The organism is Rhizobium sp. WYCCWR 11128 (assembly GCF_013416305.1).
Taxonomy (GTDB): Bacteria; Pseudomonadota; Alphaproteobacteria; order Rhizobiales; family Rhizobiaceae; genus Rhizobium; species Rhizobium indicum.
In genome coordinates this window covers 773,726-789,717 of record NZ_JACCEZ010000001.1, presented here as the reverse complement: position 1 = coordinate 789,717, position 15,992 = coordinate 773,726, and the positions used below count along the sequence as shown (strand labels likewise).

Below are 15,992 nucleotides of genomic sequence, written 5' to 3'. Positions count from 1 at the left end.
GTTCAATTCCGGGGAGGAAAACATGAGAAGATTGCTACTGAGTTCAACGGCCGCGGTACTGTTTGCGGCGGCGGGCACCGCACCGGCGCTCGCGTGCGAACCGGACTACACCGGTGTCACACTCACTGCCACGACGCAGACTGGGCCCTATATCGCCTCTGCACTGCAACTCGCGGCCAAGGGCTGGGAAGAAAAGACCTGCGGCAAGGTGAATGTCGTCGAATTTCCGTGGTCGGAACTCTATCCGAAAATCGTAACCTCGTTGACTTCGGGCGAAGACACGTTCGACGTGGTCGCCTTTGCGCCGGCCTGGGCACCGGACTTCACCGACTTTCTCTCAGAAATGCCGAAGAATATGCAATCAGGTGCCGACTGGGAGGACATCGCGCCGGTTTACCGCGAGCAACTGATGGTCTGGAACGGCAAGGTCCTGTCGCAGACCATGGACGGTGATGCCCATACCTATACCTACCGCATTGATCTGTTTGAAAACGCGGAAAACCAGAGCGCCTTCAAGGCGAAGTATGGCTATGATCTGGCCCCGCCCAAGACATGGAAGCAGTATCTCGACATCGCTGAATTCTTCCAGCAGCCGGACAAGGGCCTTTGGGGCACGGCGGAAGCCTTCCGCCGTGGCGGCCAGCAATTCTGGTTCCTGTTCAGTCACGTGGCGGGATACACCAGCCATCCCGACAATCCCGGCGGCATGTTCTTCGATCCGGATACGATGGATGCACAGGTCAACAATCCGGGCTGGGTGCGCGGCCTGGAGGAATATATTCGCGCCTCCAAGCTCGCACCGCCAAATGCGCTGAACTTCTCGTTCGGCGAAGTGAACGCGGCCTTTGCCGGTGGCCAGGTCGCGGAATCGATCGGCTGGGGCGATACCGGCGTCATCGCCGCCGACCCGAAGCAGTCGAAGGTTGCTGGCAGCGTCGGTTCGGCATCGCTGCCGGGCTCCGACGAGATCTGGAACTACAAGACCAAGAAGTGGGACAAGCAGCCAGAGGTCGTCCAGACTTCCTTCATGGCCTTCGGCGGTTGGCAGGCGGCTGTTCCGTCGTCTTCCAAGAACCAGGAGGCAGCCTGGAACTATATCCAGTTCCTGACGAGCCCGGCGGTTTCCGGTCAAGCGGCCATCACCGGCGGCACAGGCGTCAATCCTTACCGTCTTTCGCACACGACAAATACGGCGTTGTGGTCGAAGATCTTTTCCGAGCGTGAGGCCAAGGAATATCTTGGAAGCCAGAAGGACGCGGTGACCGCCAAGAACACGGCGCTCGACATGCGCCTGCCGGGCTATTTCTCCTATACGGAAATTCTCGAAATCGAGCTTTCCAAGGCATTGGCTGGAGAGGTGACGCCGCAGCAGGCGCTGGATACCGTGGCTGCCGGATGGAACAAGCTGACGGACGAGTTCGGCCGCGACAAGCAACTGGCAGCCTATCGTTCGTCGATGGGCCTGCCTGCGAAGTAAGCCCATCCTCAACATCTCATCCCGGCGGTGCCGGGATGAGATCAGACATCGTTGAAAGAAGAAGCAAACCATCGCCGCTTAGAGCGCCGTGCGTCCTTTCGGACGAAGGACGCTCTAACTCTTTCTCGCATCGTGCTTTCCGAAAATCGATTCCGATTTTCGGGCCGATGCGCTGGGGCCAGGCGATGGAATTCTCATGAAAAGGTTACAGCATGTCCCAGGTGCGTTTGGATCAGGTCACCAAATCCTTTGGTAGCGTTGAGGTCATTCCTTCGCTCGATTTGGCAATTGCCGACAAGGAATTCGTGGTTCTTGTCGGGCCTTCCGGCTGCGGGAAGACAACCACCCTGCGGATGATCGCGGGGCTGGAACAGACGACGTCAGGGGAAATCCGTATCGGCGAGCGGGACGTTACTGCGCTGCGCCCGGGTCTGCGCAATTGCTCGATGGTGTTTCAGAATTACGCGCTCTATCCGCATATGACAGTCGCCGAAAACATCGGCTACGGCATGAAGGTGCGCGGAACTCCGAAGCAGGACATCGATGCCGCCGTTGCAAATGCGGCGCGCATTCTCAATCTCGGTGCCTATTTGAAACGCAAGCCGAACGCGCTCTCAGGTGGCCAACGCCAACGTGTGGCGATTGGTCGAGCGATCGTTCGCCAGCCGGATGTGTTCCTGTTCGACGAACCACTGTCCAACCTCGACGCTAAATTGCGCATTGAAATGCGGACAGAAATCAAGCTCTTACACCGCAGGCTCAAAACCACGATCGTGTACGTTACACACGATCAGGTAGAGGCGATGACGATGGCAGATCGGGTCGTGGTTATGAATCAAGGGCGGATCGAGCAGGCCGCTGACCCGATCACCCTTTATGAATCCCCGAAGAACCTCTTTGTCGCTGCCTTCATCGGCTCGCCAAGCATGAATTTCATCGAGGGGCGACTTGTGCAAAACTCCGGTGAAATTGCCTTCCAAGCCGAAGGTGGGGTCGACATTCCGGTTCCTACACATAGAGCCGAGAGCCTTTCGGCGGCAGTGGAACAGTCAGTGGTTCTCGGAATCCGACCGGAACATACTATGGTTGGGGATCCCAACGTTCCAACTGTGAGCCTTCATGTCGCCGATATCGAGCCTCTCGGTCCATACACACTGGCGATTGGCAAGGTCGGGTCAGCGGCCTTTACTGCCCAGATCCACGCGTCATCGCGCGTTGGCCCGGATGACAGGATTAGCGTTCCAATTGATACCCAAAAAATGCACTTTTTCCTTAAAAGTACCGGAGATACGGTCGGCTAAGAAAGCACAGTGAGCTTATCCGGCAATCCACCAAAAGGGCATGCGGCCATCGCGATTTGCGCCGTATGAATTCAAAGATACGTGGCGTCGGCAGCCCCGCATAGGCGCTAAAGGCGTCGCAATGCCTCCGATGATCGACGACAATCCGCTCTCCTGCCGGCACCGCCCCGCTGGGGAGAAGAAGCCGCACGTCTCAACCATCCTTCAAGCCGCTTGGAAAGCAGAAGCAAGAACGGAATGCCCCTCCCCAAGAATGGAGAGGGGCATCCACATCATCACTTGTTGGCAGCGACCGGGCGGACCAGTGCCGTGACGCGGCGGATGGTGACGCGGCGGTTTTCCTGTTCGGGCGCTGACGTGTTGACCTTGAGATAGTTCTCACCATAGCCCTGCGTCGCGAGGTTCTCCGGCGCGATGCCGTAGACGTCGGAGAGCACGTTGGCGACCGATTCCGCCCGCTGGTCGGAGAGGATCAGGTTGCTCTGGTCTGAGCCGACAGCATCAGTATGACCCTCGATTAGGAAGGTTTCGCTCGGATCTTTCTCGAGCACCTGGCTGATCGCGTCGGCGACCTTGCGCAACGTGCGCGCCTGGGTCATCGGGATATCGGCGCTGCCGGTCGCGAAGGTGATCGTGTCGAGATCGATGCGACGCACCTTGTCGCGGATACGGGCCGAATACTTCACCTCATCCAGCGAATAGACGCGCTCGACCGGCTCGACGGGCGGCTCGCTCAGGAACTCGTAATAGTCCCGGTTCGGGTCGCTGCGGGTGTCGATGATGTAGTCGCTGAGCGGCACACGCAGCCGCATCGGCGGCAGGTCGGCGCCCGGATCCTCGAAATAGTCGCGGTCCGGATCGTCATAGAGATCCTGCGAATAATAGAGCACGTTCTCGCGTCCGCGGGCATCGACGCGCGAGCGCTGGATGATGTCGCCGTAGCGGTTGCGGATCGTCACGATGCGATAGCCTTCCGGCCGCGTGATCGTCTCGCGGTAGCGGTCGCCGGAGAGCTCTTCGTAGCTCGGTCGTTCGCCGTCGCGCAGGAAGCGCCTGTCATCGTCGCCGCGCACGATCGTCCTGTTGTCGTATTGGATGATCACACGGCTGTCGTCGCCGCGGTCGTCGAAGCGCGCGCCGTCGGGACGGACGAATCGTGGCCGCTCATCGAGCTTCCTGCCCTTCTCGCGCGTCACCGCCTCGAGTTTGACTGGCGCCGGCGCCTTGCCGCCGGTGGCGGCCTGTGCATCGGCATCGGAGGTCGGCACCTTCACCTCCTGGCTGTCGGCGCGCTGCCTGTCGCGGTCGCGGCGGCCTTCCCGGCCCTTGCTGCGGTCGGCATCCTTGTCGCTGTCGAGCACGGCCGCGCCGTTCTCCACCGGCAGCACGACGGTCTCGCTGCTCTTGGCCGGATCTGCGGCGATCTTCTTGCGGCGCTCCAGTTCCTCGGGCGAAGCCTTTTCCGGCGCCGGAATAGCCTGCTCAACCTGCTGGCCGCCGCTGGCATCCGGCAGCGGCTGGGCAGTGTCAGTTGCGGGCACGGCCGGCTGTGCGCCGGCGGGCTGCTCACCGGCGGGCTTTGCCGCCGTGCCGTCCTTGGGCTTTTCGACGGGTGCGGCTTCCGGTGCCGCCGCCTTGTCCTCCGTCGCCTTGCCTTCGGTTGCCTTGCCTTCGGTTGCTTTGTCTGTGGGTGCTTTGTCTGCTGGTGCTGCAGTCTCACCCTTTGTCGGCTTTTTCTCGGCCGGCGCCTCGGCGGCGGGTTTTGCCTCAGGCGTGGCTTCGGGCTTGGCCGTTTCTGCAGTCGGTGTCACGGCTTCGGGAGCGGCAGGCTGAGCTTCTTTCTCGGCCTTACCCTTGCCTTTATCCCTGCCCTGGGCCTTGTCCTGTCCTTTATCCCGTTTGCCACCTTCCGGCTTGGCTTCGGGCTGTGCTTGCTCCGCTTCCGGCTGAGCTTCCTTTGCTGCCGGCTGCTGTTCGGGTTCGGCCTGCTGCGCCTCCGTCTTCTTCGGCTTTTTCGGCTTTTCCTGGGTTACCGGCTGCTCGGCCTCGGGCTTTGCCTCGGGCTGCGCTTCCGATTTGGCTTTCCGCGCGGGCTTGCTTTCCGGCTGCTGAGCAGGCTCTTCTTTCGGCGCTGCTTCGGCCTTGGGCGCCTCAGGCTCTGCCTTGGGTTCAGGTGCCGGAGCTTCCTTGCGCTCAGCCTTCGGCTTTTCCGCGGGCGCTTCCTGCTGCGCCGGCTTCTCGGCGGCGGGCGCCTGTTCGGCCGGGGCTTCCTCCTTCTGCTTGCGCTTCTTCTTCAGCAACTCCTCTTCGGAAGGCGCATCCTGCGCCACCTGGAAGCTGCCCTGCTCGGCCTGCCGCACGGGCGAAGCCTGCGTCGCGACGTCGCGCACGGCCGCCATCGCCGCTGCCGGCTGCAAAGCCAGCGAAAAAGAAAGCAACGGAAAAGCCGCGCTTGCGAACAATCTTGATTTCATGCCCATCGGGTTTCCTCGATCCTGTTTGAGCTTCTTGAGGCCGCCAGGCCCTGGTTCCGCCCCTAGCCTCGCATTGAGGCGAAACGGCGGAATGGCAATTGCCGAGCCGCCGATTTGTTCCGGTTCTAAGAAGTTGGGGATTAACCTCGCGTGAATGTTGCAGTCTGCCGGCGTTCATCTCGCCTGCTATTTGCACCGCACAATTGCGATGGGATTTGTGTTGCAATTCCATGAAAAAAAGTCTGATTATCGCCGCAAGGCGGTCTCAGCACCGTTGAACTGCGGCCGTCAGCCCAACAGAAATAAGGAGCGACGGCCACCAACAGAGAGGATCCTCATGCTTAATTCTACCCGTATTTTCGCGGCAGCCTCGATCGCGGCGATGTCCCTTTTTGCCGGATCGGCCATGGCCGATGGCGAGAAATATGTGATCGGCACCGATTCGACCTATCCGCCCTTCGAATTCGTCGATGCCAGCGGCACCATCCAAGGCTTCGACATCGACATCACCAAGGCGCTCTGCGCCGAGATGAAGGCTGAATGCACCTTCGTCAGCACCGACTGGGATGGCATCATCCCGGCGCTCAACGCCAAGAAGTTCGACATGATCGTCTCCTCCATGTCGATCACGCCGGAGCGTCTGAAGCTCGTCGACTTCTCAAACAAGTACTACAACACCCCGCCGGCCATTGCCGTGCCGAAGGATTCGACGATATCGGACGTCGCCGGCCTCAAGGGCAAGGTGATCGGCGCGCAGACCTCCACGACGCACGCCAACTACGCCGAGAAGCATCTCGCCGACACCGAGCTCAAGCTCTATCCGACCGCTGACGAATACAAGCTCGACGTTGCCAGCGGCCGTGTTGACGCCGTCATCGACGACGTCGTCGTTCTCTCCGAATGGGTCAAGTCCGACGCCGGCGCTTGCTGCAAGATCCTGACGACCCTACCGGTCGACAAGGAAATCAATGGCAACGGCGCAGGCATTGCTATCCGCCAGGGCGATCCGCTCAGGGAAAAGCTGAACACGGCGATCGCCGCGATCCGCGCCAGCGGTGAATACAAGAAGATCCAGGACAAGTACTTCGACTTCGACGTTTACGGTCAATAAGAAATTCGTTATCTGGCCGACGAAGGTAATGGCGGAAGGCTTGCTCTTCCGCCATTTTTGTTTGACAAGGATTGCAAGATTAAAACGGCAAAAGCCGTGAGGGGAATTCTCGCATGGGCGGATTATTTTCCGCGCTGAGCTCCTTCTGGAGCTGGATTGTGCACATATTCGATCCGCTGTGCGGACCCGTTGGCATCTTCACGTGGTTAGGTCAGTCGACGATCCTTGCCTGTGGCGATACCGGCTGGGGCGACGAGATTGCACTTGGCCTGCAGGTCACCGTTTCGGTGGCGATCGTCACCCTGCCGATCGGCCTCGCCATCGGCTTCCTGGTGGCGCTCGGCCAGCAGTCGGAGGAAAAGCCGCTGCGGCTGGCGGCTGGTATCTACACCACGATCTTCCGCGGCCTGCCGGAGCTTCTGACGCTCTTCATCATCTATTACGGCATGCAGATGCTAATCCAGTCTCTGCTGACCTTCGTCGGTTATGACGGACCGCCGATCGAGATCAACGCCTTCCTCGCCGGCGTCATCGCGCTTTCGGTCGTCTTCTCCGCCTACTGTTCGGAAGTGCTGCTCTCGGCCTTCCGCGCCATTCCCAAGGGACAATATGAGGCGGGCGACGCGCTGGGGCTGCATCGCGGCCGCACGCTGCGCCTCATCATCCTGCCGCAGCTCGTGCGCATCGCGCTGCCGGGACTGACGAACCTCTGGATGGTCCTCCTGAAGGACACGTCCTACGTCTCGATCATCAGCCTTGCCGATATCCTGCGCCAGACGAGTGTCGCCGTACGCGTGACCAAGGAACCCTTCTTTTTCTATGGTCTGGCCTGCTGCCTCTATCTGGTGCTCGCCATCCTCTCCTCCTTTCTGCTCGTCTATGTCGAGCGCTGGGCCAAGCGTTCGGAGATCCGCCGATGAGCTACGCCGAAACACTGATCCCGCCGCAGCCCGCACCCCGGGAAGTGATGAAGCCGATGACACCGGCGCGCATGGCCGGCTATATCCTCGTCGCTCTCTGGGCTCTGCTTGGGGTGCTCCTGGTGATCTCCGTCATCAATGGCTGGGATCCGGAAAAATTCACCCGCTACGGGCCGCGTTATCTCCATGGCCTCTGGATAACGCTGAGCCTCGTCTTCATTTCCGTTATCTGCGGCGCCATCCTGTCCCTGCCGCTTGCCATGGCGCGCATGTCAAGGAACCGGGTGCTGAATGCGCTGGCCTACGGCTACATCTACTTCTTCCGCGGCACGCCACTGCTTGCCCAGTTGTTCCTGGTCTATTACGGCCTCGGCATATTCCGGCCGCAGCTTGAGGCCTTCGGCATCTGGTGGTTCTTCCGCGAAGCTTGGTATTGCGGCCTCTTTGCCATGACCATCAATACCGCGGCCTACCAGGCGGAAATCCTGCGCGGCGCCATCGAAAGCGTGTCGCATGGCCAGCACGAGGCGGCCGCCGCACTCGGCATTCATAAGTTCATAGCCTTCCGCAAGATCATCCTGCCGCAGGCTCTCATCGTCGCACTTCGGCCTTATGGCAACGAAATCATCCTGCTGATCAAGGGCTCGGCGGTCGTCGCCATCATCACCGTACTCGATCTGATGGGCGAAACCCGCTACGCCTTCTCCCGCACTTTCGACTACCAGACCTATCTCTGGGCGGCGATCTTCTACCTCACCATCGTCGAGGCCTTACGCCATCTCTGGGCCTGGTTCGAGCGCCGCCTGACCCGGCATCTCAAGCGCTGAGCCTTTGGCAGCACTCTCGGGACGATGCTGCCAAACCATTGATATTAAAAATAAATTGCCCTTTTACAAAGTATCTGTAAAGCTTCCGTTAACCACTCGCATGTTTCCATATCATGCAGCGCTAATAAGCGCGCGAGTGGGAACAAGAAGAAGCGGAATACGATGCATAAGGACATGGAAAAACAACTGAAGGGCTATGGTCTGACGACCGCCCAGATCCTCTATCGCCTGCCGGACCACCCGGTGATCCTACAGACCTATGTCTGGCAGGATTACGACCTCGCCCCTGATTTTCCCGAAATGCGCGGCTTCCTGAAATTCTGGGAAGAGAAGCTCGACGGGCCGCTGCATTCGGTGCGCTACATCCACCGCCAGCTGATCTCAGCAACCGAATGGCGGGCACTGAAGGGCGAGTTCATCCTGCACTGATCGGCTCTGGAGCATGATGCCGAAAAGAGTGAACGGCTTTTTCGCGTAACATCATGCTCACCGCATCAGACATGGGCTTCGCCATGGCCGAATTCGCCTTCGTCGCGATCCGGACGCAGGGCGAAACCGAGCATGCCGAGATAGAAGGCGACGACGGCTGCAATGACCGCAAGGCCGGGAACCGGCCCGAGCACGGCATTGTCGATGACATAGGCCCACGACTGCGCCTGCAGCGCCGGCATCCCCTCCGTCTGCAGTTTCGGCGTCGAGATCTTCAGGCACCAGGCGAGCAGCAGGATGAAATACATCCAGCCATAATTGCGTTTGAGCCGGCGGTGCATCGCCTCTTGATAGCTGAGCAGAAAGCGCGGCTTGCGCAGGCTGCGGGCGACCACCACCGCCCATTCGCTGCCGGCATTGGCGTCGGGCGCCAGAATCTGTGCGAAATAGCAGCGCTCGATCTGGCGAATGCGCGCGCGATAGATATCGAAGAAGCGGTAGCGCCGCGCCTCGATCATCAGAAGCAGCGTCACCAGCATCATCCCGAACAACAGCACCCCGTGATGCGAGGTCGGCGTCGACAGCGACACCGAAAGGAGTGCTGCAACCACGGTGATTGCCCAGTTGGACGTTCGGTCGATGCGGTCGCGCCAGCTCGTCATCCGCCCGAGTTCACCGCGGTAATAATGGCTGAGCGTATTGGTGACCTCGTTTGGTGTCGTAGGTAGCAGCAATGCCCGGCCGGCCTCGCCTTCCGTCGCCGATAATGTCCTTTCTGGCTCCGTTTTCATGGTCTTTCCTCCCTGGGTCTTCTTTTCGGCCATTCTGCGCCTGCAAGCGCGCCATTGCAAAACATCGAAAGCCGTCTTAGACGCATGCCTGAAACAAAAGGACGATGGACTGCGATGGCAAAGAAGATCGACGAAGATGCCCTTGGCGAGGCCTACAACCGCGCGCTGGAGCTGGAAAAGGCCGGAGATGTCGATGCGGCCGTTGCAGCCTATGAGGAAGTCCTGGCACTCGATCCCGACGATCACGGCGGTGCGGCCGTACGCATCGCCGCGATGGGCCGCGGCGAAACGCCGGTCAAGGCGCCCGACGCCTATGTCGAGACCTTGTTCGACCAGCATGCCGAGGTTTTCGAGGACGTGCTCGTCGAGCAACTCGGCTATCACGTGCCGATGCTGGTGCGCCAACGCCTGCAGGCTTTAAAGCTCGGACCGTTCAAGCGGTTGCTCGATCTCGGCTGCGGCACGGGCCTCACCGGCGGCGCGCTGCGCGACCTCTGCGCTGACATGACCGGGATCGACATATCGGAGAAGATGGTCGAGATCGCCCATGAGAAGGATCTCTACGAGACGCTCTTCGTCGCCGAGGTCGAGGATTTCCTCGACGACAACGACGAGGAAGCCTTCGACATCATCGCCGCCACCGACGTGCTGCCCTATCTCGGCGCGCTCGAACCGCTGTTCTTCGGTGCCGCCGAGAACCTGATGCCGGGCGGATTGTTCATCTTCTCCTCGGAAACCCTGCCTGAGGAAATTCTCGCCGGCCGCGCCTACATGGTCGGCCCGCACCAGCGCTTCGCTCATGCCGACGCCTATCTCAGAGAACGTCTGACGGCCACCGGTTTCGAACTCGTCGAAATATCGGATATCAACGTGCGCATGGAAGACGGCCAGCCGACACCAGGCCATTTGGTGATCGCCCGGTATAATGGCTGACGCCAACACCTGATATATCGGCTGACGGATGGTTGCACGGTTGGCGAAGTATCTATTGCGTAATGTGTTATGACCTGATAGTTAGTCGATCGGTAAAGTTTACCGCAACGATAGGAAAGGTCGCCGCATGTCGCTCGTGCTCCATGGGCATCCGCTCGCATCCTTCTGCCATAAAGTGCTGATCGCGCTTTATGAAAACGGCACTGTCTTCGAGAATCGCATCGTCGATCTTTCAGACGAAAGCTCGCGCGCCGATCTCTTTCGCTTCTGGCCGATCGGCAAGATGCCGCTGTTGCGGGACGAGGCGCGCGACAGCACCATTCCCGAGACATCGATCATCATCGAATATCTCGAGCAATATTATCCCGGCCCCGTTCGCCTGCTGCCGCCGGAGATCGACCGGGCGCTGCAGGTTCGCCTCTGGGACCGCTTTTTCGACCACTATGTCCAGGCGCCGATGCAGACCATCGTCAGCAATCGTCGGCGCCCCGACGGCACGGCAGACGAGATCGAGGTAGCAGCCGCCAAGGCGACACTCGCCACCGCCTATGCGATGATCGAAAAACAGCTCGCCGACAAGCAATGGATATCAGGCGAGGGCTTCACCATGGCCGATTGCGCCGCCGCCCCTGCCCTCTTCTATGCCGAGACACTGATCCCGTTTTCAGCGGAACAGCCGAGTCTTCGCGCCTATTACGACCGGCTGCTGGCGCGCCCGTCCTTTGCAAGGGTGCTGGAAGAGGCCCGCCCCTACTTCAAATTCTATCCCTACAAAGAACGGTTGCCGGCTCGCTTCCGGGATGCGACGGAATGATGGACGGCCAGGCGGATCTCGACCGCATGTTCCATGCACTTTCCGATCGCAGCCGCCGCGGCATGATCGATCGCCTCGGCCGGGGCCCGGCTTCCGTCACCGAGCTGGCCGCGCCGCTCGCGGTTGCCTTGCCGACGGTGATGAAACATCTGCAGGTGCTGGAGGAGAGCGGCCTCGTGCTCTCCCAAAAATCCGGCCGGGTGCGAACCTACCGCCTGCAGCAGGATGCGCTTGCCGCCGTCGAGCGCTGGGTGGAGCAGCGGAAGATCCGCTGGACGACTACCTTCGACAGGCTGGATCACTTTCTCGCCAATGAAACGGAGACCCTTCCCGAATGACGACACGATCCGCCGAACACGCCACTCTCGTCATCGAGCGTCACCTGAAGGCGCCGGTCGCCCGCGCCTTCCGCGCCTGGTCGGCGCCGGAAGCCAAGCGCCAATGGTTCGCCTGCCACGGCGAGTGGGTGCCGCTGGACTACGGGCTCGATTTCCGCCCCGGTGGCGCGGAAAGGAACTACGTCGCCGATACCGACGGCCTTCTGCACGCCTATGATGCCCATTACATCGACATCGTGCTCAATACCCGGATCATCTATGCCTATGAGATGAAGCTCGGGGAAAGCCGCATCTCTGCCTCGCTCACAACCGTCGCCTTCGAAGCCGAACCCGGCGGCACCAAAATGGTCTTCACCGAACAGGTGGTCTTCCTCGACGGCTACGCCGATAACGGCGCCCGCCTTCAGGGCACGGAGATCGGCCTCAACAATCTGGAACTCTTCCTCGAACGCGAGGAAAGCCCGATCCACTGATCGCATGTCACGCAAAACCAAATCGCCTCGCATGAATCAAATTTGACGCGAATGTTTCAGGCGAAATAGGCCAAGCCTCAAGCGCTGCTTGGTTTCTTCCGCGAGCCGGCAGGACGAGCGGCGGCCCGCTTTGAAGTGTTGAGTGCGACAGCACCGCGAATGAGCGCCTTCAACGCCTGCTCGTCAATCTCGTCGCCCTCATGGAAATCGATGGCGCGCCTGGTATTGCCGTCAAGGCTGGAGTTGAAGAGGCCTGAAGGGTCCTCCAGCGAGGCGCCCTTGGCGAAGGTCAGTTTCACCACGCTCTTGTAGGTCTCGCCGGTGCAGATGATCCCGGCGTGCTCCCACACCGGAACGCCTCTCCACTTCCATTCCTCGACCACGTCGGGCTCGGCCTGTCTGATGAAAGTTCGGACGCGGGCGAGCATCTCGCCGCGCCAATCGCTCAACTCCTCGATTCTCGCATCGATCAAACGAGAAGGAGAGTCTCCGTCTTTCTCTTCGCTGGAGCCGCTCTTCTTCGGGGTTGCCGTGGCTTTCTTCATCGATATCTCCCCTTCATCCCTTAAATGCTGATGGCCTAAGCGCGCAGTGCGTCTTTTCGGACGCACAAAGGACGCTCTAACGCTTAAATCTACGCGTCCGCTCACATTCGTTCGCCGGGCAATTGGCTTGCCTGTTCCACCCAGGCGGCGAGCTGGGCCTCGTCGAGTCGGTCTTCCTCATGAATGTGGAAGTAACGCACTTCCTTTTGTTTGGACTCGCCGGGCGGAACGGGACTGAGCGACGTGCCGCGGAAGAAAGCAACCTTGATGTATTTTGCGAAGCAATGGACACCGAGAAACCAGCCCTGCCCTTCCATGCCGTAAAGGGGCGAGTTCCATTTCACGGCCTTGTACACCCCGGGCACCGTGCGGGTGATGAGCGCGTCGAGGCGATGCCCGACGTCGCTTTTCCAGCCGGGCATGGCGGCGATGTAGGCTTGCACGGGAGCGTCGCCGTAACCCTTGGCGATCTGAGGGTTGCCGCCCGAGAGAAGGGTCGGCTCCGCGGTATCAGGCTTGGCGGCTGTCTTCTTCGTGACCTTTGCCGCAGTCTTGAGTGTCTTCCCGGACATTGCCTTCACTCCTACCCTCCCCTGCGTCCCGCGCCGCGCCACTTTGTGGCATATGGCAGCGCGAACAGGTAGAGACCGGTGAGCAGCAGCAAGGTCAGCGGCAGCAGCGCCATGAGGCCCACCCAGACCGACGATTTCTCCTGCACCATCGCGATGATATTAATTATGACGGCCAGCGTAAAGGCAATGGACAGCCAACGGTGGATCTGCCGAAGCCAGTTATTCCAATTCAAGGGAACCTCCTGCGAAAACGAGCGAAGCGGATGGCGTGATCCGTTTTGGCAGCGGTCTCACTCGATGCGCGTCAGCACCTGCTCCAGCTTTGCGAAGAACTGCTGCCAACCGTTTTTGGCGCCCCCGTAAGCCTGCCGCTGATCCGGCCGGAAGCCCGACTGCTCCATGCGCAACTGCGTGCCCGCGCCCTTGGGTGTGAGAGTCCAGGTGACGACACTTTCGAGATCATAGGCAGCCCAGGTGTAAGACAGGGTTTTGTTCGGCTCGACTTCCAGGACCTGGCAGTCGACCGAGCCCCAATCCGCGCTCAGCTTGAAACGGTGATCCACGACCGGCACGAAGTCGTTCTTCATTAGCCAGTCCGCAATCAGATGCGGCTGCGTGAGCGCGCGCCAGATCTTTTCCGGCGGAAAAGGGATCTCTCGTTCGACGATGACGGAACGGGTTTCGTTTGAAATTTCGGTCATTGGTCCATCCTTTTCAATAGATCTTCCAGCTGGTCGAACCGATTTTGCCAAAAGCCCGCCATCTCACTTGTCCAGTCGACCAGCGGCGCCAGCGCACCGAGCTGGGCGCTATAGTGGGTCTGGCGACCTTCGCGACGGTCGCGCACCAATCCGGCCTGCTTCAGGATTCCGAGATGTTTCGAGACGACCGGTTGCGAGACCCCGGCCCGAGCCGTCAGAGCCCCGACCGTCTTCTCTCCTTCGCGGCACAGCCGTTCGAAAAGAGCCCTCCGGGTCGGATCGGCGAGCGTTCTGAAGAGCACGTCCTGGGTGTCCGACATCTACAATCCATACCTCGTTGGCTATGGATTAACGTATAGCCATGGAGGTATGAATGAGTCAAGCTGAACGTAAAACAACTTGAGGAAAATAGTATTGCTGAATTTAGTGCGCATGGCAGCGCTGGCAGAGATAGGGTGAACTTCACATACCCAAGCGGCTATGCATTTTCGCCAGTGGTCATGCATGCTCGCACCGATACGCCTCGCCTATGCCGAGGTCATGCAGCATCGCGACTAGCGCTGGGATCAATGGCCGCCGTCGGTGCCGAGAATCGCGGCAAGCAGCCGGCCTTCCAGCTCGGCGAGGCCAGGATGGCCGTGCCGGCGCGGACGCGGATAGGGAATGGCAAGATCGAGTGCGATCCGCCCCTCGTCGAGCACGATGACCCGGTCGGCGAGATGCACCGCCTCGCTGACATCATGGGTGACGAGCACTGCGGTGAAGCCGAGTTCGCGCCAGACACGGTTGATGAGTTCTTGCATGCTGATGCGCGTCAGCGCATCGAGTGCGCCGAGCGGTTCGTCGAGTGCCAGCACGCCCGGCCGGCTGACCAGCGCCCGCGCCAGCGCCACGCGCTGCCGTTGCCCGCCGGAAAGCCGCGCCGGCCATTCCCCGGTCTTTTCGCCAAGCTGGACTTCGGCAAGCACGGCGTCGGCCGCCTTCAGTGCCGCCCGCCTGTCGATGCCGTCGCCGAGCCCGACGACGACATTGTCTGCGACACTGAGCCAGGGCAGCAGCCGCGGCTCTTGAAAGACGATGCGCGCGTTCGGGCTCGCCTGCGCCCCGTCGGCATCCTCGAAATGCAGCTCGCCGGCACTCGGCTCGTCGAGGCCCATCAGGATGCGCAGCAGTGTGCTCTTGCCGCAACCGCTCTTGCCGATCACCGCGACGAACTGGCCGGCCGGAATATGCAGGTTGATGCCGCGCAGCACGCGGTTGGCCCCAAAACTCTTTTCAAGCCCCGTCAGGCTGATCGCGGCGGGCGCACTACGGCCCACTGCCGGCGCGTTTTCACGCGCATAAGCTGGCTCTTCGGCGACGGCGTGAAAACGCTCATGTGCGATCGATGTCATGGCGTTTCTCCTACTTCTGATAGACCGGGTTCCAGGCGAGCAGCCGCCTCTCCAGAACCCGGGCGATGACATCGGCAAGCTTGCCGAGCACGGCATAAATGACGAGGGCGAGCACGACGACGTCAGTCATCATGAATTCGCGGGCATTGTTGGCCATATGGCCGATGCCCGAGGATGCGGCAATCGATTCCGATACGATCAGCGTCAGCCACATGATGCCGAGCGCATATCTGAGACCGACGAAGATCGACGGCAGCGCACCTGGAAAGATCACCTTGCGGAAAAGCGTCCAGTTGCCCATGCCATAGACCTTGCCCATCTCGATCAGATCGCGATCGACATTGCGCACCCCGTGATAGGTGTTGAGATAAACCGGGAAGAGCACCCCGAGCGAGGTCAGAAACAGCTTCGATTCCTCACCGATCCCGAACCACAGGATGACGAGCGGGATCATCGCCAGATGCGGAATGGTGCGCAGCATCTGCAGCGTCGTATCGGTCAATTGCTCGGAAATGCGTGATACGCCATTGGCAATGCCGAGCAGGAAGCCGATCGAGCCGCCGACGAGAAGGCCGGCAAAGGCGCGGCCGGCGCTCACCAGCACGTCATTCGGCAACTGGCCGGAAACCGTCGTCGACCAGAAGGCGAGGCCGACATCGGCTGGCGACGGCATGATGCGCGACGAGATCCAGCCGACAGAGGAGGCAAGCTGCCAGAACGCCACGATCGCCACCGGCACCAGGTAAGGCGTCAGCTTCTCCAGGCCGGGCAGCGGCAGGCGCAGACCCGCCTTCCCGGCCTTTTCGGAAGCGACCGACCGTACGAACGGAGTATCGAAAGTCGACATGCTTTGTCCTCGCGCTTATCGAAAGCAGGGTGTCGCAAGCCGTAA

19 protein-coding genes are annotated in these 15,992 nt (G+C 60.5%); 10 read left to right on the top strand and 9 right to left on the bottom strand.

Annotation, left to right across the window (positions count from 1 at the left end):
- Nucleotides 1-22: 22 nt before the first annotated feature.
- Together HX898_RS03885 and ugpC are read left to right on the top strand one after the other, a co-directional pair.
- Complete coding sequence (locus HX898_RS03885) at nt 23-1,477, top strand: extracellular solute-binding protein (protein ID WP_138329203.1); 1,455 nt, start codon at nt 23-25, stop codon at nt 1,475-1,477.
- A 212-nt stretch (nt 1,478-1,689) separates the two neighbouring features.
- The gene (gene ugpC / locus HX898_RS03880) at nt 1,690-2,778 is read left to right on the top strand and encodes a sn-glycerol-3-phosphate ABC transporter ATP-binding protein UgpC (RefSeq protein ID WP_180194047.1); all 1,089 of its coding nucleotides are present in this window, start codon (nt 1,690-1,692) and stop codon (nt 2,776-2,778) included.
- Between the two features lie 275 nt (nt 2,779-3,053).
- Here ugpC and HX898_RS03875 read toward each other — a convergent pair whose 3' ends face one another.
- Nucleotides 3,054-5,258, bottom strand: a complete 2,205-nt coding sequence (locus HX898_RS03875; protein ID WP_138329201.1) for an OmpA family protein — start codon at nt 5,256-5,258, stop codon at nt 3,054-3,056.
- Between the two features lie 331 nt (nt 5,259-5,589).
- Here HX898_RS03875 and HX898_RS03870 point away from each other — a divergent pair, with 331 nt between their 5' ends.
- From HX898_RS03870 to HX898_RS03855, 4 genes are all read left to right on the top strand, one after another.
- Nucleotides 5,590-6,363: a transporter substrate-binding domain-containing protein gene (locus tag HX898_RS03870; RefSeq protein WP_003560025.1), complete on the top strand. Its 774-nt coding sequence runs from the start codon at nt 5,590-5,592 to the stop codon at nt 6,361-6,363.
- Nucleotides 6,364-6,476: 113 nt separating this feature from the next.
- Entirely contained in the window at nt 6,477-7,283 is an 807-nt protein-coding gene (locus HX898_RS03865; protein ID WP_180194046.1) for an ABC transporter permease, read from the top strand.
- Nucleotides 7,280-8,110 carry an ABC transporter permease gene (locus HX898_RS03860; protein WP_180194045.1) on the top strand — a complete coding sequence of 277 codons (831 nt, stop codon included), beginning with the start codon at nt 7,280-7,282 and terminating at the stop codon, nt 8,108-8,110. The genes HX898_RS03865 and HX898_RS03860 overlap by 4 nt, the downstream gene beginning before the upstream one ends.
- Nucleotides 8,111-8,272: 162 nt before the next feature.
- Nucleotides 8,273-8,539 carry an usg protein gene (locus HX898_RS03855; RefSeq protein WP_062942183.1) on the top strand — a complete coding sequence of 89 codons (267 nt, stop codon included), beginning with the start codon at nt 8,273-8,275 and terminating at the stop codon, nt 8,537-8,539.
- 65 nt (nt 8,540-8,604) lie between these two features.
- Here HX898_RS03855 and HX898_RS03850 read toward each other — a convergent pair whose 3' ends face one another.
- Nucleotides 8,605-9,330, bottom strand: a complete 726-nt coding sequence (locus HX898_RS03850) for a DUF2270 domain-containing protein (protein ID WP_138391006.1) — start codon at nt 9,328-9,330, stop codon at nt 8,605-8,607.
- 114 nt (nt 9,331-9,444) lie between these two features.
- Here HX898_RS03850 and HX898_RS03845 point away from each other — a divergent pair, with 114 nt between their 5' ends.
- The 4 genes from HX898_RS03845 to HX898_RS03830 all read left to right on the top strand — a co-directional run bounded on the left by HX898_RS03845 (nt 9,445) and on the right by HX898_RS03830 (nt 11,888).
- Nucleotides 9,445-10,263, top strand: a complete 819-nt coding sequence (locus HX898_RS03845; RefSeq protein WP_138391005.1) for a methyltransferase domain-containing protein — start codon at nt 9,445-9,447, stop codon at nt 10,261-10,263.
- Between the two features lie 127 nt (nt 10,264-10,390).
- Nucleotides 10,391-11,077 (top strand): glutathione S-transferase family protein, encoded by a 687-nt coding sequence (locus tag HX898_RS03840; RefSeq protein ID WP_138391004.1) that lies wholly within the window; start codon nt 10,391-10,393, stop codon nt 11,075-11,077.
- On the top strand, nt 11,074-11,415 hold the full coding sequence (locus HX898_RS03835) for a metalloregulator ArsR/SmtB family transcription factor (RefSeq protein ID WP_138329195.1): 342 nt from the start codon (nt 11,074-11,076) through the stop codon (nt 11,413-11,415). The genes HX898_RS03840 and HX898_RS03835 overlap by 4 nt, the downstream gene beginning before the upstream one ends.
- Nucleotides 11,412-11,888, top strand: coding sequence for an SRPBCC family protein (locus HX898_RS03830; RefSeq protein WP_138329194.1), 477 nt, complete (start codon nt 11,412-11,414; stop codon nt 11,886-11,888). Before HX898_RS03835 ends, HX898_RS03830 begins: the two co-directional genes overlap by 4 nt.
- A gap of 77 nt (nt 11,889-11,965) precedes the next feature.
- Here the strand turns inward: HX898_RS03830 and HX898_RS03825 are convergent, their stop codons facing one another.
- The 7 genes from HX898_RS03825 to ssuC form a co-directional block, all read right to left on the bottom strand.
- Nucleotides 11,966-12,433 (bottom strand): DUF1801 domain-containing protein, encoded by a 468-nt coding sequence (locus tag HX898_RS03825; protein WP_138329193.1) that lies wholly within the window; start codon nt 12,431-12,433, stop codon nt 11,966-11,968.
- A 101-nt stretch (nt 12,434-12,534) separates the two neighbouring features.
- Complete coding sequence (locus tag HX898_RS03820; protein ID WP_138329192.1) at nt 12,535-13,005, bottom strand: DUF1801 domain-containing protein; 471 nt, start codon at nt 13,003-13,005, stop codon at nt 12,535-12,537.
- An 11-nt stretch (nt 13,006-13,016) separates the two neighbouring features.
- Entirely contained in the window at nt 13,017-13,238 is a 222-nt protein-coding gene (locus tag HX898_RS03815) for a hypothetical protein (RefSeq protein WP_138329191.1), read from the bottom strand.
- 57 nt (nt 13,239-13,295) lie between these two features.
- On the bottom strand, nt 13,296-13,706 hold the full coding sequence (locus tag HX898_RS03810) for an SRPBCC domain-containing protein (RefSeq protein ID WP_138391003.1): 411 nt from the start codon (nt 13,704-13,706) through the stop codon (nt 13,296-13,298).
- Nucleotides 13,703-14,026 carry a metalloregulator ArsR/SmtB family transcription factor gene (locus HX898_RS03805; protein WP_138391002.1) on the bottom strand — a complete coding sequence of 108 codons (324 nt, stop codon included), beginning with the start codon at nt 14,024-14,026 and terminating at the stop codon, nt 13,703-13,705. The genes HX898_RS03810 and HX898_RS03805 overlap by 4 nt, the downstream gene beginning before the upstream one ends.
- Before the next feature lie 246 nt (nt 14,027-14,272).
- A complete protein-coding gene (locus tag HX898_RS03800) occupies nt 14,273-15,100 on the bottom strand; it encodes an ATP-binding cassette domain-containing protein (protein ID WP_171598671.1) in 828 nt (275 codons plus the stop codon).
- Nucleotides 15,101-15,110: 10 nt separating this feature from the next.
- The gene (ssuC, locus tag HX898_RS03795) at nt 15,111-15,947 is read right to left on the bottom strand and encodes an aliphatic sulfonate ABC transporter permease SsuC (RefSeq protein ID WP_138391000.1); all 837 of its coding nucleotides are present in this window, start codon (nt 15,945-15,947) and stop codon (nt 15,111-15,113) included.
- Nucleotides 15,948-15,992: the final 45 nt, after the last annotated feature.